Raw genomic sequence first — 13,640 nt, 5'->3', positions numbered from 1 at the left:
TGTCTCGTTCACATCGGTTGACCGCGCCGGGCTGGCGAAAGGTGACCGAGTGACCGCGATGATCCGCCCCTCCACGCTGCAGGGCCTGACCGCCACCGACCGCGCGCTGTTCCAGCGGTTCGGCACCGGAAAGGCCGCCGGAGTTCCGTTCCGCCGCATTCACGACGCCATTTTGGCGCAGGCGCGGGCCCGTCCGGACGCAGTGGCCGTGCTGCACTCGGGGGAATCGCTCAGCTACGCCGAACTCGATCGGCGGTCGGCGTCGCTCGCCGCCGCGTTGGCCGGGCTCGGGGTGCGGCCCGGGCAGCACGTGGGCCTGTTCCTCACGCGGTCGATCCCGATGGTGGTCGGCATCCTCGCCGTGCTGCGGGCGGGCGCGGCGTACGTGCCGCAGGACATCCGGATCACCCCGGCCCCGCAGCTGCGGCACATCGTGGCCACCGCGGGCATCGACGTCGTCCTGACCACGCGCGAGCACGCCGCCGCACTGCCCGCGGGTCTCGGCCGGGTCGTCGCCATCGACGGCGAGCACCCGCACCGCGACCGGCCCGCCGCTCCGGCCGCGGACGGCGGCGGCACGGCGATGGTGATCTTCACGTCCGGGACGACCGGACGGCCCAACGGCGTGCAGGTGACCCACGCCAACCTCGGCAACGTCCTGCTGACCGCGCCGGGCTCACTCGGCATCCGGCCCGGCGACCGGGTGGCGCAGCTGCTGAACATCGCCTTCGACATGGCCGCCTGGGAAATCCTCGGCACGCTCGCACACGGCGGCCGGCTGCTGATCCGCGGCAAGGACATCGAGGAGACCGCCCGCGAGGCCGACGTCCTCATCGCCACCCCCGGCGTACTGTCCACAGTGGACCCGAAGACGTGCCCGCGGGTGCGGACCGTCGCCGTGGCGGGCGAACGGTGCCCGGTCGCGCTGGCCGACGCCTGGTCGCGGCGGGCGAGCTTCCACAACGCCTGCGGCCCCACCGAAGTGACCATCGTCAACACCGTGCAGCGCTACGATCCCCGGCTCGGCAAGCTGACGATCGGCCGTCCGGTGCCGAACACCACGGTGTACGTCCTCGACGACGAGCTCAGACCGTGCCCGATCGGGCAGGTCGGGGAAATGTGGGCGGGCGGCGCGTGCGTCACGGCGGGCTACGCCGGCAACGACGTCCTCACCGCCGAGCGCTACCGGCCGGATCCGTTCCTCGGCGGCGCGCACCGGATGTTCCGCACCCGTGACCTCGTCCGGTGGACCACCGACGGCCAGCTGGAGCACCACGGGCGGACCGACGACCAGGTCAAGATCCGCGGCTTCCGCGTCGAACTGGACGCGGTCACCGCGACGCTGGAGCGGGCGCCGGGCTGCGAACGGGCGGCCACCGTGCTCTACGACGGCGGGCTCGTCGGCTTCGTGACCCCCTCGACGGCCGAGCCCGGCCTGGTGCGCCGTTCGGCGGAAGCCGCGCTGCCGTACTACAGCGTCCCTGCGATGATCGTCCCGGTGGATCACCTGCCGCTCACCGAGCGGGGCAAGGTCGACCGGCGAGCCTTGCTGTCGCGTTTGGACAGCCGCGAGCCGGCGGAGACGGTGGCATGACCGCGACGCTTCCCTCCACATCGGAGTCCGTGCGGGCCCGGCTGAAGCGACGGCCGTGGACCCACCACAACCGGCTGGCCGCCGCGGTGGTCGCCGGCAACGCCGTCGCCGCCACCGCCGGCCCGCTCGACCTCGGCGTGCTCACCTGGCTGGTGCTCGGGAACCTCGCCCTGGCCGTGCTGATCCGCCAGCAGCTGGTGATCAACCTGCTGTTCCGGCTGGCCACCGCCGCGCCGGTGCGGCGTTCGCTGCGGCTGCGCTGGACGCTGGGCAAGGTCTACCACTTCGGGGGGCTGCACGTCGGCGGCACGCTCTGCGCCACCGGCTGGTTCCTCGTGCTCACCGGCGTGCTCACCGCGCGCGGCGGCCCGGCGGCGCTGCTGCTGACCACCTGGGCGATCGCGGTGGTCCTCGCCGTCGTCGTCGTGCTCGCGCTGCCCCGGGTGCGGGCCCGGCGGCACAACCTGTTCGAACGCTCCCACCGGTTCGGCGGCTGGACGCTGCTGGTGCTGTTCACCGTCCATTCGGTGCTGCTGGCCGAAGCGACCGGGACGGATTTCGCAGGCTCGGGCCCGTTCTGGGTGCTGCTGGTCGTCGTCACGAGCGTGGCCCTGCCGTGGCTGCGGCTGCGGCGGGTGCCGGTGCGGATCTCCCGGCCGTCGCCGCACGTGGCGCTCCTTTCGTTCGACTACGGCGTGACGCCGTTCGCCGGCTCGTCGACGGCGCTGAGCCGGAACCCGTTGCTGGAGTGGCATTCCTTCGCCAACGTGCCCGCGCCCGGGCGCACCGGGTTCCGGCTGACCGTGTCGCGGGCCGGCGACTGGACCGGTGCCCTGATCGACGACCTGCCGTCGCACCTGTGGGTGAAGGGCATCCCGACCGCGGGCGTGGGCAACATCGACAAGCTGTTCCGCCGGGTGGTCTGGGTGGCCACCGGCAGCGGCATCGGCCCCTGCCTGCCGCACCTGCTGTCCGGGGAGACTCCGGCGCGGCTCGTCTGGTCGACCCGCCACCCCCGGCGCACCTACGGCGACGAGCTCGTCGACGAAATCCTCGCCGTCCAGCCGGACGCCGTCGTGTGGGACACCGACAGCTCCGGCAAACCCGATCTGGTCGAACTGGCCCTGAGCGCGCACCGGGACTTCGACGCGGAAGCAGTGATCTGCATTTCGAACAAGAAGACAACGTGGCACGTCGTCGAAGCACTGGAAGCCCGCGGGATTCCGGCCTTCGGCGCGATCTGGGACTCGTGAGGGAGACAGCATGGACCGGACCGTCGTAGTCGACCTGCAGGCGCCTGTCGCGACCGTGACCGTGGACCGGCCGCGGGCACGCAACGCGCTGTCGTCCCAGGTGCTCACCGATCTGCTCGAGGTGTGCTCGTCGCTGGGCGAGGATCCGGCGGTCGCGGGCATCGTGCTCACCGGCGCGCCGGGGCCGGCGTTCGTCGCGGGGGCCGACATCCGCGAGATGGCCGCGCTGGATCCCGAGCAGGGCGCGCGGTTCGGCGCGCTCGGCCAAGAGGTCACCCGCGCGCTGGAACGGCTGCCGGTGCCGGTGATCGCCTGCGTGGACGGCTACGCGCTCGGCGGCGGCTGCGAACTCGCGCTCGCGTGCGACTTCGTCTACGCGACACCCAAAGCGGTCTTCGGCCAGCCGGAGGTGCTGCTCGGGCTGATCCCGGGATTCGGCGGCTGCGTCCGGTTGCGCCGCCAGGTGGGTCCCGGCCGGGCCCGTGAGCTGATCTTCACCGGCCGGCACGTCGACGCGGCGGAGGCGCAGCGGATCGGGCTGGTCACCGAGCTGTTCGACAGCCGCGAAGCCATGCTCGCCGGGGCCCGCGCGACGATCACGGCGGTGTCCCGCAACTCGCGCGACGCGGTGGCGCTGGCCAAGAGCGCGCTGAACGACAGCCGCGGGCGCACGGTGGACGACGGCCTGGAGCTGGAGCTCTCGGCGTTCCGTTCGGCGTTCACGAGTCCCGACATGCGCGAGGGCACCGGCGCGTTCCTCGGCAAACGCGAACCGGCGTTCGGCAGCAGAGCCGCCGGCTGCTGACCGGGTGGGTGCGCCATCAACGAGACGCACACGGCGCTGCTCCAGGCGCTGCACGACGAACACGCCCCGGCGCTGTGGCGGTACGCCCTGCGCCTGACCGGCGACGACCAGCTCGCCCAGGACGTCGTCCAGGAATCCCTGCTGCGGCTGTGGAACAGCCCGGAAATCCTGGAGCAGGGCGAGCCGGCCTCGCGCGCCTGGCTGTTCACGGTGGCGCGCAACGTGGTGATCGACGAGCGCCGGAGCGCGCGCTCGCGGCGGGAGGTGCGTTCGCCGTTCGTCCCGGAGGAGTCCCGCACCGACCCGATCGACTCGGCGCTGGACGCGTGGGTGATCACGGACGTGCTGACCCAGCTGACGGAAGACCACCGGACGGTGATCGTCCGCGCGTACTACATGGGCCAGTCGGTGGCCGAGCTGGCGGTGGAGCTGGAGGTGCCGGAGGGAACGGTCCGTTCGAGGTTGTTCTACGGCCTGCGTGCGTTGCGGCTGGCGTTGCAGGAGAGGGGGTTGACCAGGCGTTGAACGATCCGTACCGGGACTGGGACGCGGCGTACGTGCTCGGTGCGTTGTCGCCTGGCGAGCGCCGGGAGTACGAGCAGCACCTGGGCTGGTGTTCCCCGTGCGCGGCGGCGGTGGCTTCGTTCGCGGGGATGCCGGGGATCCTGTCGGTGGTGCCCCGGGAGACGACGGTGGAGCTGCTGGGGCCGGTCGCGCCGCGGGTGTCCCTGCTGCCGGAGCTGGCCCGGGCGGCCCGCGCCTCCCGGCGGCGCGGACGAGCCCGCGTGGCGGCGGCCCTGGCGGGAGCAGCACTGGCGGGGGCGGTGGCGGGGTCGCGGTTGTTCGCGCAGGGGTGTTCGCCGGACCCGCGCATCGACCGGACCACACCGGCCCCGGCCACGACGCGGACCGCGGGCCTCGATCCAGCCACCCTGCCGCCCGGCCGCCCGACACCGTAATCCGCCCCAATGTGGCCTTGGGTGCGCTCAACGCACCCAAGGCCACATTGGGTGCGCTCAACGCACCGAAGGCCACATTGGGGCGCTTGGGGTTAGTGGACCAGCTTTGCCAGCGGGGCCGCCAGGTCGCCGCGGGAACCGATCTGTACGCCCGACAGGCCGAGCCATTCCGCCATGTGGCGCAGCTCCGCCGCCAGCTCGGGCAGGACCCGGGCGATGTCCGCGCCCTCCTCCGCGAACGCGCCGTGGACCCGCAGCAGCCCCGCCGCCCGGTCGGACTTCAGGTCCACCCGGGCGACGAGCGAGCCGTCCAGCAGGAACGGGAACACGTAGTACCCGTACACCCGCTTCGGCTCCGGGACGTAGATTTCGATCCGGTAGTGGAAGCCGAACAGCCGCTCCGTGCGGGCCCGCTCCCAGATCAGCGGGTCGAACGGGCACAGCAACGCCCGGCCAGGCACCGCACGCGGCGTCCGGGCGGAGACGTGCCGGTAGGCCACCGCTTTCCAGCCCCGGACGGACAGGGGCTCCAGCTCGCCCGACTCCACCAGCTCCGCCACGGCCTGGCGGGCCGGGGCGGGCCCGAGGCGGTAGTAGTCGCGCAGGTCCGTCTCCGTCGCCACCCCCAGGGCTCGCGCCGAACGGGAGATCAAGCCCCGCGCGCCCTCCTCCGCGGACACCGACCGGGACAGGGTCTCCGGCGGCACCACCCGCTCGGTCAGGTCGTAGAGCCGCTCGAACGACCTGCGTGTGCCCGTGGTCAGCTGGCCGATGCCGAACAGGTACTCGCAGACGCGCTTGACCTCCGACCGTTCCCACCACGACCCCGGCCCGCGCCGCTGGGCGTCGGCCGCCACCGCCCGCTCGATGCCGCCCGCGCCGATCGGGCCGAGTTCCTTGACCACCGACAGGATCTCGTCGACCAGGCCCGGGGACTTCTCGATCAGCGAGCCGTAGTGCCGCCACCAGCCGTCGCGCTTCGCGCCCGAGCGGATCAAAGGCCAGTCCTCGATCGGGAGGAGGCTCGCCTCGTGCGCCCACGTTTCCACCAGCAGCCGCGGGCGACGCGCCGAGTGCGCCCACGCCGCCTCGTCGAGCAGGGCCGGGTCGTACGCGCCCAGCCGCGAGAACACCGGCATGTAGTGCGCCCGGACCGCGACGTTCACCGAGTCCAGCTGCAGCAGCTGGACCCGGGAAAGCACGCGTTTCAGGTGCTGCCGCGAAGGCACGCCGGACGGACGCGGGTCGGTGAAGCCCTGTGCGGCCAGGAACGTCTTCCGGGCCGTCGAGACGCTGATCGTTTGCATGGTGAGCTCATGGTGCCACCCACCACCGACAAAAACCGGCGCCCCGATATCTTCAGCCCATGAGCGACGCCGCCGTCCGTCCCGCCGATCTGCCCGACGCCGCGGAGATCGCCCGCATCCAGCGCGAAACCTGGCACGCCGCGTACGAAGACCTGCTCGGCAAGCAGGCACTGGCCCAGCTGGACGCCACCGACCTCGCCGGCACCTGGACCGAGACCATCGACTACCCCGGCAGCCTCGTCTACGTCGCCACCGAGGGCGAGTTCACCGTCGGCTTCTGCGTGGCCGGCCGCGCGCCCGAAGACGAGGTCGCCCAGGCTGACGGGAGCCTGCCCGAAGACGCCGAGACCACCGGCCTGATCGCCACCCTGCTCGTCGAGCCGCGCTGGGGACGGCGCGGTCACGCCGGGCGGCTACTCGCGACGGCCGCCGCGGGCCTGCGTGCCGACGGTGCCTCCCGCGGCATCGCCTGGGTCGCCCAGGGCGACCACGCCACCCTCGGCTTCTACCGCCGGGCCGGCTGGAACCCCGACGGCACCGTCCGCACCCTCGACACCGGCGAGCGCATCCTCCGCGAGGTCCGGCTCAGCGGCACCCTCGACCTCAGCCTGAGCTGAGTCCCGGAAGATCACCCACCGCATCACGGCGTACATGAACACGCCTTCGCACGCGCCCGCCAGCAGCCGCGAGACGTGGTATTCGACGCCCAGCGCCGTCAGTCCCGCGCCCACACCCAGCAGAAACGCCGCGTAATTGACAGCAATCGCACCGATGTAAAGGGCCAGCTGGATTCCGACGGCGGCGTGCGAATGGAAGTTGAACGTCCGGTTCAGCACGAAGCTCAGCCCGAACGCGCACCCGTACGCCAGCGTGATCGCCAGCCAGAGCGGCCGGCCGAGCAGGCTGTGGAACACCGTGAGCAACGCCAGGTCCACCCCGAACGTCAACCCGTTGATGAGGCAGAAGCCGAGAAACGTCGGAGCCACGACCCGCGACAGACCCAGTGGCAGGAAGCGCACGACGGTCCGGCAGAGGGCGCCGAATCGGTCAGCGGGCGTACGGGGTTGCTCGGCGGCCACCCCGCCAGTGTTCCGGCGGCGGGTGACGGGAAGCCGTCCGGCAGGTGATCTTCTGGTGCGGACCACCGGCCGAAAGGTGGGGTCAACCCCAGTGCGCGGAGATTTCGAACTGATAACTTGGAAGAACGCGAGCAGGTTTCAGGAGGTGACACGATGAGCTGGATCTTGCTGACGCTGGGCGTCGCGTTCGGTTCGGCCATCGTGCCGCTGATCAGCGCCGAAGTGTTCCTGATCGGGTTGTGCGCCAGCCAGCCGGGACTGCACTGGCTGTGGCTCGGGGCCGCGGTGGCGGTCGGGCAGATCGCCGGGAAGACGCTGTACTACCTGGCGGCCCGCGGGACGATCAAGCTGCCGAAGCCGCTGCACGACCGGTTGCACCGGGAGCGCCCGATGACGCCGAGGCGCGTGCGCTGGCAGCTGCGGACGAAGAGGATCCGCGGCTGGGTCGACCGGCTGCGCGAGCGGTGCCACCGGCACCCGCACTGGATGGCCGGGACGTACGGTGTGAGTTCCCTGGTCGGCCTGCCCCCGTTCATGGCGACGAGCGTGCTGGCAGGCCTCGTGCGAATGCGCCTGGTGACCTTCCTGACGGCGGGGCTCGCCGGAAGGTGGATCCGCTTCAGTTTGATAGCGGCTTCACCCGCGGTGTTCGCGGGCTGGCTGCACCACTGAGATCAACGCGGTCCACGCGGCGCGCGAGACGGTGAGCCGGCCGAGGTGACGGGCTTTCGTGTCCCGGACCCCGACGCTTTCGGCGAGGCAAACCTCGACACAATCGGTTTCACTACCGCTGTAGCTCGACTTACGCCAGGTGAACACGGTGCCTCCTAGCTATCGGGTGATCTCTCGCAGGAAGGCGAGCGAGGCCTCCTCGGTGAGAGCTTTGCCGGTAACAACCCTAGCCAGCGCATGGTACGGGCCGCCACCGCCTTCGGGTAGGAATCCACTGGCGTGGTGGTGCTCCAGATGGACGATGGCGGGCCGGTCGCCGAACTCGTAGATGATGAACGGTCCGATCAGCCCGGGGTGGTAACCGGCATCCAGCGGCACGATGCGCAGCGAGATATTGGGGCGCCGCACGGCCTGCACCAGATGATCGAACTGGTCGGACATGATGTCCTCGTTGCCGACCCGGGTTCGGAAGGCGGCTTCACCGACAATGGCCTTCAGGTGGACCGGTTCCCGCGTGGTCAGAATGTTCTGGCGGCTCAAGCGCATGACCAAGCGCCGGTCCGCTTCTTCTTCGCTAGTGCCCGCGGCGGTCAGGATCGCGCGCGCATAGTCGGCGGTCTGGAGCAGCCCAGGAACGATCGCGGGCGCCCAGTTGGTGATCTTCGTGGCGGTGCGCTCGTACTCGATGATCCCGGTCAGCGCGGCGGGCAGGTCCGACGGGTTGGAGTCCAGCCAGTTGGGGTCCTTCACGTGCTGCGCCAGGAACAGGATCCGGCTCGTCACGGCCCGATCCACCCGCAGGTACCCGAGAATCCGCGCCACCTCCTCGATCGGCGGCACCCGGATCCCCAGCTCCCACTGCGACAGCAACCGCGGATCCACCTCCAGCGCCCGCGCCAGCTCGCGCAACCCGAATTTCCGCGCTTCGCGTACTTCGCGCAGCGACGCGGACAACGCCCGAGAACCAGGAGAAGACGAAGTCGGTTTCATGCGGCCGATAGTACGAAGCCCGCACATTTCACGAATGAACGACAACTGTCAGCGAATTGCCACACCCGCGGAACTCAGCAGAAATCAGTGGTCGGCGGCTTCCAATTCCACGGCCTTCTTCATCGTCTCGCGCGCCCGGCGCCGGTCGCCCGCGATGTCGTACGCATACGCGAGCTTGTACCAGGCCCGCCAATTCCCCTGATCGGCCTCGACTTCCGCGCGGCGCTCCGCGAACCACGCGTCGGCCGCGTCGCGGTCCACCCGGCCCGAGGGCCGGCGCGGGAGGTCCGAGACGTCCGGGAGCGCGCCCTCGGCGTCCAGCCGCCGGGACAGGCGCTGGATCTGCACGCCGTTGCGCCAGGTCATGACGATGATCCAGATCCCGAGCACCGGCAGCAGCAGCACACCCGCGCCCAGGGCGATGCCGACGCCCGTGCCCGTCTTGAACAGGGCGAACGCCCGGTCCGCGAGCAGGAACAGGTACACGACCAGCGCCGCCGTCAGCAGCAGCGCCACATTGCGAGCTTTCACGGGCGGGCTTTCACAGGTCGAGGACGTTTTCCAGGCCGACCGTCAGGCCGGGGCGCTTCAGCACCTCACGCACGCCGAGCAGCACGCCCGGCATGAACGACGTCCGGTCGAGGGAGTCGTGGCGGATGGTCAGGGTCTCCCCTTCACCGCCGAACAGGATCTCCTCGTGCGCGACCAGGCCCGGCAGCCGGACCGAGTGCACGCGAACTTCTTCGACCGTCGCGCCGCGGGCGCCGTCCAGCTCGGCCGTCGTCGCGTCCGGGCCCGGCGCCACGCCGGCCTCCGCCCGCGCCGCCGCGATCATCCGGGCGGTGTGCGCGGCGGTGCCCGAAGGCGCGTCGGCCTTGCGGTTGTGGTGCAGCTCGATGATCTCGGCCGAGGCGTAGAACTTCGCCGCCTGAGCCGCGAACCGCATGGCCAGAACCGCGCCAAGGGCGAAGTTCGGCGCGATCAGCACGCCCAGCGCAGGCTTCGGCTCCAGCAGGCCGCGCAACTCCGCCAACCGCGCATCGCTGAAGCCCGTCGTGCCCACCACCGCGTGGATGTCGTGCTCGACCAGGTACTCCAGGTTGCCCATGACGGCGTCGGGGTGGGTGAAGTCGACGACGACCTGGGCGTCCGCCAGCGCGGCGAAGTCGTCGCCCGCGTCCAGCGCCGCGACGAGCTTCATGTCCGAAGCGCCTTCGACGGCGTTCACCACCGTCGCCCCCATCCGGCCGCGCGCACCGAGCACACCGACGTTGATGGTCATGAAGCGATCACCTCGTGCAGGTCGTCAGGAAGGTCGTCGGCGTGAGCGTACGGCCCGACGACCGCCGCCGCCGAGACGCCACCGGGCCGCGCGAACAAAGTGCGAGCGAGCGCACACACGTCCTCGGTGGTCACCGCGTCGATGCGGGCGATCGTGTCGTCGACGCCCAGGTAACGGCCGTAGTTGAGCTCGTTCTTGCCGATCCGCGACATCCGCGACGACGTGTCCTCCAGGCCCAGCACCAGCCCGCCGCGCAGCTGGCCCTTGGCGCGGGCCACCTCGGCGTCGGTCAGGCCGTCGACGCCGACCTTGTCGAGCAGCTCGCGGATGACGCCGGCGACGTCGCCGAGCTTCTCCGGCTGGCAACCCGCATACACGGCCAGGTGCCCGGTGTCGGCGTAGCTCGCGATCGACGAATACACCTGGTAGGCCAGTCCGCGCTGCTCGCGGATCTCCTGGAACAGCCGGGAGCTCATCCCGCCGCCGAGCGCCGCGTTGAGCACCGACAGCGCGAAGCGGCGGTCGTCGTGGCGCGACAGCGAACGCAGGCCCAGCATGACGTGTGCCTGCTCGGTGTCGTCGGTGTGCAGGGCCAGCTTCGGCACCGTCTTGATCCGGGCACGGCCCTCGCGGGGCGCGATCGGCGTGGCGGTGCCGGTCAGGCGCTCGCCGAGTGCCTTGCGCACCAGCCGCAGCACCTGGTTGTGGTCGATGTTCCCGGCCACGGAGAGGACCATCCGCGGCAGCGTGTACCGGCGCTTGTAGAAGTTCCGCAGCGCGGCCGGTGCCATTTCCACGATCGACTTCTCGGTGCCGAGCACCGGGCGGCCGAGCGGGTGGTCGCCGAGGACGGCCGTCACGAACGTCTCGTGCAGCAGGTCCTCGGGGTCGTCGTCGCGCATCGAAATCTCTTCGAGGACGACGCTGCGCTCCATGTCCATGTCGCGGTCGGTGCACAGCGCCTCGAAGACGACGTCGGTGACCAGGTCCATGGCGAGCGGGAGGTCGGCGTCGAGCACCTGCGCGTAGTAGCAGGTGTGCTCCTTCGCCGTGAAGGCGTTGAACTCGCCGCCGACCGCGTCGATCTCCTCGGCGATCTGCGTGGCGTCGCGGTGCCTCGTGCCCTTGAACAGCAGGTGCTCGAGGTAGTGCGCGGCGCCGGCGACGGCGGCCGGCTCGTCGCGGGAGCCGATGCCGACCCACAGCCCGACCGTGGCCGAGCGCGACGCGGGGACGTGCTCGGTGATCACGCGCAGACCGCCGGGCAGGACACTGCGCTTGACGACCGCACCGTCCGGAGTGGACTCCAGCGTGCGGGTGGTGCCGACGGGCTGCTCGTGCCCGGAAACCTGCCGTGCCATGGGTTCCTTACTCACGATGCCGCGAAGGCCTCCCCACCGGACGCGGCGAGGAGGCCTTCGACGGAACTGGTCTTACTTGGCGTCGGCCGTCTCGGCGTCGGCCGGCGTCGCGTCACCCTCGGCGGGCTTGGCGTCGTCTTCCTTGACCACGATCAGGCTGATCTTGCCGCGGTTGTCGATGTCGGCGATCTCGACGCGGAGCTTGTCGCCCACGTTGACCACGTCTTCGACCTTGTTGATCCGCTTGCCGTTGCCCAGCTTCGAGATGTGCACCAGGCCGTCCTTGCCCGGCAGCAGCGAGACGAACGCGCCGAACGCGGCCGTCTTCACCACGGTGCCGAGGAAGCGCTCGCCGACCTTGGGCAGCTGCGGGTTGGCGATGGCGTTGATCAGGTCGATCGCCGCCTCCGCCGACGGGCCGTCGGCCGCGCCCACGTAGATCGTGCCGTCGTCCTCGATGGAGATGTCGGCACCGGTCTGCTCGGTGATCGAGTTGATCATCTTGCCCTTCGGGCCGATGACCTCGCCGATCTTGTCGACCGGGATCTTCACCGAGGTGACGCGCGGCGAGTACGGGCTCATCTCGTCCGGGCTGTCGATCGCCTCGGCGATGACCTCCAGGATGGTGAGACGGGCGTCCTTCGCCTGCTTCAGCGCGGCCGCGAGGACCTCCGACGGGATGCCGTCGAGCTTCGTGTCGAGCTGCAGCGCGGTGATGATGTCCTTGGTGCCGGCGACCTTGAAGTCCATGTCGCCGAGGGCGTCCTCCGCACCGAGGATGTCGGTGAGCGCAACGTAGCGGGTCTCGCCGTCGACCTCGTCGGACACCAGGCCCATCGCGATGCCCGCGACCGGCGCCTTCAGCGGCACGCCGGCGTTGTACAGCGCCATGGTGGACGCGCAGACCGAACCCATCGAGGTCGAGCCGTTGGAGCCCAGCGCCTCGGAGACCTGGCGGATCGCGTACGGGAACTCGTCCCGCTTCGGCAGCACCGGCACCAGGGCGCGCTCGGCGAGCATGCCGTGGCCGATCTCACGGCGCTTCGGCGAACCGACGCGGCCGGTCTCGCCGGTGGAGAACGGCGGGAAGTTGTAGTGGTGCATGTAGCGCTTGTGCGTCTCCGGGGACAGCGAGTCGATCTGCTGCTCCAGGCGAAGCATGTTCAGCGTGGTGACGCCCAGGATCTGGGTCTCGCCGCGCTCGAACAGCGCCGAACCGTGCGCCCGCGGGATCACGGCGACCTCGGCCGAGAGCGACCGGATGTCGGTGAGGCCACGGCCGTCCATGCGGATCTTCTCCGTGAGGACGCGCTGGCGCATGATCTTCTTCGTCAGGGCCTTGAACGCCCCGCCGATCTCCTTGTCACGGCCTTCGAAGGCTTCGCCCTCGCCCAGGCCGACCTTCTCGAGCACGGCGGCCTTGACCTCGTCGGTCGCGGCGTCGCGGTCCTGCTTGCCCGGGATCTGCAGCGCGCGGGCCAGGTCGTCGGTGGCGATCGCCGCGACGGCGTCGTAGACGTCCTGCTCGTAGGCCAGGAAGACCGGGAACTCACCGGTCGGCTTGGCGGCGACGTCGGCCAGCTTCTGCTGGGCCTCGCACAGCACCTTGATGAACGGCTTCGCGGCTTCGAGGCCCGCGGCGACCGCGGCCTCGTCCGGCGCCTTGCCGCCCGCGGCGATCAGGTCGAGCGTGTTCTCGGTGCCCTCGGCCTCGACCATCATGATCGCGACGTCTTCCCCGACGATGCGGCCGGCGACGACCATGTTGAAGGTCGCCTTCTCCAGCTGCGACCAGGTCGGGAACGCCACCCACTGGTCCTCGACCAGCGCGACGCGCACGCCGCCGACCGGGCCGGAGAACGGCAGGCCGGCGATCTGGGTCGACGCCGACGCGGCGTTGATCGCCAGCACGTCGTACGGGTCGTCCGGGTTGAGGCTCTGGACGGTGATGACGACCTGGATCTCGTTGCGGAGACCGTCGGTGAACGACGGGCGCAGCGGCCGGTCGATCAGGCGGCAGGTCAGGATCGCGTCGGTCGAGGGGCGGCCCTCGCGGCGGAAGAACGCGCCGGGGATGCGGCCGGCCGCGTACATGCGCTCCTCGACATCCACCGTCAGGGGGAAGAAGTCGAAGTGGTCCTTCGGGTGCTTCGACGCGGTCGTCGCCGAGAGCAGCATGGTCTCTTCGTCGAGGTACGCGACCACGGCGCCGGCGGCCTGCTTGGCCAGGCGGCCCGTCTCGAAGCGGACGGTGCGGGTGCCGAACCGGCCGTTGTCGATGACGGCTTCGGTCTCGTGCACGGTGACTCCGGTGGAGTCGGTCATAGGGTGTTTCTCC

At 70.8% G+C, this 13,640-nt stretch carries 14 protein-coding genes and 1 pseudogene; 7 read left to right on the top strand and 8 right to left on the bottom strand.

The window, feature by feature from the left end; genetic code table 11:
- The first annotated feature begins 58 nt into the window (after window positions 1-58).
- From ACLJQE_RS31630 to ACLJQE_RS31610, 5 genes are read left to right on the top strand one after another with little or no spacing between them, the layout of a single operon-like run.
- Window positions 59-1,594 (top strand): amino acid adenylation domain-containing protein, encoded by a 1,536-nt coding sequence (locus tag ACLJQE_RS31630; RefSeq protein ID WP_410643378.1) that lies wholly within the window; start codon window positions 59-61, stop codon window positions 1,592-1,594.
- Entirely contained in the window at window positions 1,591-2,847 is a 1,257-nt protein-coding gene (locus ACLJQE_RS31625) for a hypothetical protein (protein WP_410643180.1), read from the top strand. The genes ACLJQE_RS31630 and ACLJQE_RS31625 overlap by 4 nt, the downstream gene beginning before the upstream one ends.
- A 10-nt stretch (window positions 2,848-2,857) precedes the next feature.
- Window positions 2,858-3,652 carry an enoyl-CoA hydratase/isomerase family protein gene (locus ACLJQE_RS31620; RefSeq protein WP_410643179.1) on the top strand — a complete coding sequence of 265 codons (795 nt, stop codon included), beginning with the start codon at window positions 2,858-2,860 and terminating at the stop codon, window positions 3,650-3,652.
- A gap of 15 nt (window positions 3,653-3,667) precedes the next feature.
- Complete coding sequence (locus ACLJQE_RS31615) at window positions 3,668-4,177, top strand: sigma-70 family RNA polymerase sigma factor (RefSeq protein WP_086852402.1); 510 nt, start codon at window positions 3,668-3,670, stop codon at window positions 4,175-4,177.
- Window positions 4,174-4,611: a zf-HC2 domain-containing protein gene (locus ACLJQE_RS31610; protein WP_410643178.1), complete on the top strand. Its 438-nt coding sequence runs from the start codon at window positions 4,174-4,176 to the stop codon at window positions 4,609-4,611. Before ACLJQE_RS31615 ends, ACLJQE_RS31610 begins: the two co-directional genes overlap by 4 nt.
- 92 nt (window positions 4,612-4,703) lie before the next feature.
- Here ACLJQE_RS31610 and ACLJQE_RS31605 read toward each other — a convergent pair whose 3' ends face one another.
- Window positions 4,704-5,918 (bottom strand): winged helix-turn-helix domain-containing protein, encoded by a 1,215-nt coding sequence (locus ACLJQE_RS31605; protein WP_410643177.1) that lies wholly within the window; start codon window positions 5,916-5,918, stop codon window positions 4,704-4,706.
- A 59-nt stretch (window positions 5,919-5,977) separates the two neighbouring features.
- On the opposite strand from ACLJQE_RS31605, the gene ACLJQE_RS31600 reads away from it, so the two are divergent.
- Window positions 5,978-6,535 (top strand): GNAT family N-acetyltransferase, encoded by a 558-nt coding sequence (locus tag ACLJQE_RS31600; RefSeq protein ID WP_410643176.1) that lies wholly within the window; start codon window positions 5,978-5,980, stop codon window positions 6,533-6,535.
- 66 nt (window positions 6,536-6,601) lie between these two features.
- Here ACLJQE_RS31600 and ACLJQE_RS31595 read toward each other — a convergent pair.
- Window positions 6,602-6,832 (bottom strand): annotated as a pseudogene (locus ACLJQE_RS31595) (GtrA family protein); the annotation flags it as partial.
- A gap of 318 nt (window positions 6,833-7,150) precedes the next feature.
- Here ACLJQE_RS31595 and ACLJQE_RS31590 point away from each other — a divergent pair.
- Window positions 7,151-7,669 carry a hypothetical protein gene (locus ACLJQE_RS31590; RefSeq protein WP_410643175.1) on the top strand — a complete coding sequence of 173 codons (519 nt, stop codon included), beginning with the start codon at window positions 7,151-7,153 and terminating at the stop codon, window positions 7,667-7,669.
- Here ACLJQE_RS31590 and ACLJQE_RS31585 read toward each other — a convergent pair.
- The 6 genes from ACLJQE_RS31585 to ACLJQE_RS31560 all read right to left on the bottom strand — a co-directional run bounded on the left by ACLJQE_RS31585 (window position 7,634) and on the right by ACLJQE_RS31560 (window position 13,627).
- Window positions 7,634-7,816: a DUF397 domain-containing protein gene (locus ACLJQE_RS31585; protein WP_410643174.1), complete on the bottom strand. Its 183-nt coding sequence runs from the start codon at window positions 7,814-7,816 to the stop codon at window positions 7,634-7,636. The genes ACLJQE_RS31590 and ACLJQE_RS31585 overlap by 36 nt on opposite strands.
- A 12-nt stretch (window positions 7,817-7,828) precedes the next feature.
- The gene (locus ACLJQE_RS31580) at window positions 7,829-8,659 is read right to left on the bottom strand and encodes a helix-turn-helix domain-containing protein (protein ID WP_410643173.1); all 831 of its coding nucleotides are present in this window, start codon (window positions 8,657-8,659) and stop codon (window positions 7,829-7,831) included.
- Between the two features lie 84 nt (window positions 8,660-8,743).
- Complete coding sequence (locus tag ACLJQE_RS31575) at window positions 8,744-9,190, bottom strand: tetratricopeptide repeat protein (protein WP_410643172.1); 447 nt, start codon at window positions 9,188-9,190, stop codon at window positions 8,744-8,746.
- A gap of 10 nt (window positions 9,191-9,200) precedes the next feature.
- Window positions 9,201-9,941, bottom strand: coding sequence for a 4-hydroxy-tetrahydrodipicolinate reductase (dapB, locus tag ACLJQE_RS31570; RefSeq protein ID WP_410643171.1), 741 nt, complete (start codon window positions 9,939-9,941; stop codon window positions 9,201-9,203).
- A complete protein-coding gene (locus ACLJQE_RS31565) occupies window positions 9,938-11,302 on the bottom strand; it encodes a M16 family metallopeptidase (protein ID WP_410643170.1) in 1,365 nt (454 codons plus the stop codon). The genes dapB and ACLJQE_RS31565 overlap by 4 nt, the downstream gene beginning before the upstream one ends.
- Before the next feature lie 72 nt (window positions 11,303-11,374).
- Entirely contained in the window at window positions 11,375-13,627 is a 2,253-nt protein-coding gene (locus ACLJQE_RS31560) for a polyribonucleotide nucleotidyltransferase (RefSeq protein ID WP_410643169.1), read from the bottom strand.
- Window positions 13,628-13,640 lie beyond the last annotated feature (13 nt).

It is taken from the genome of Amycolatopsis sp. lyj-346 (assembly GCF_046548975.1).
Lineage (GTDB): Bacteria > Actinomycetota > Actinomycetes > Mycobacteriales > Pseudonocardiaceae > Amycolatopsis.
Note: the sequence above shows the minus strand (reverse complement) of the source record. Positions and strands in the feature narration are given on the sequence as shown.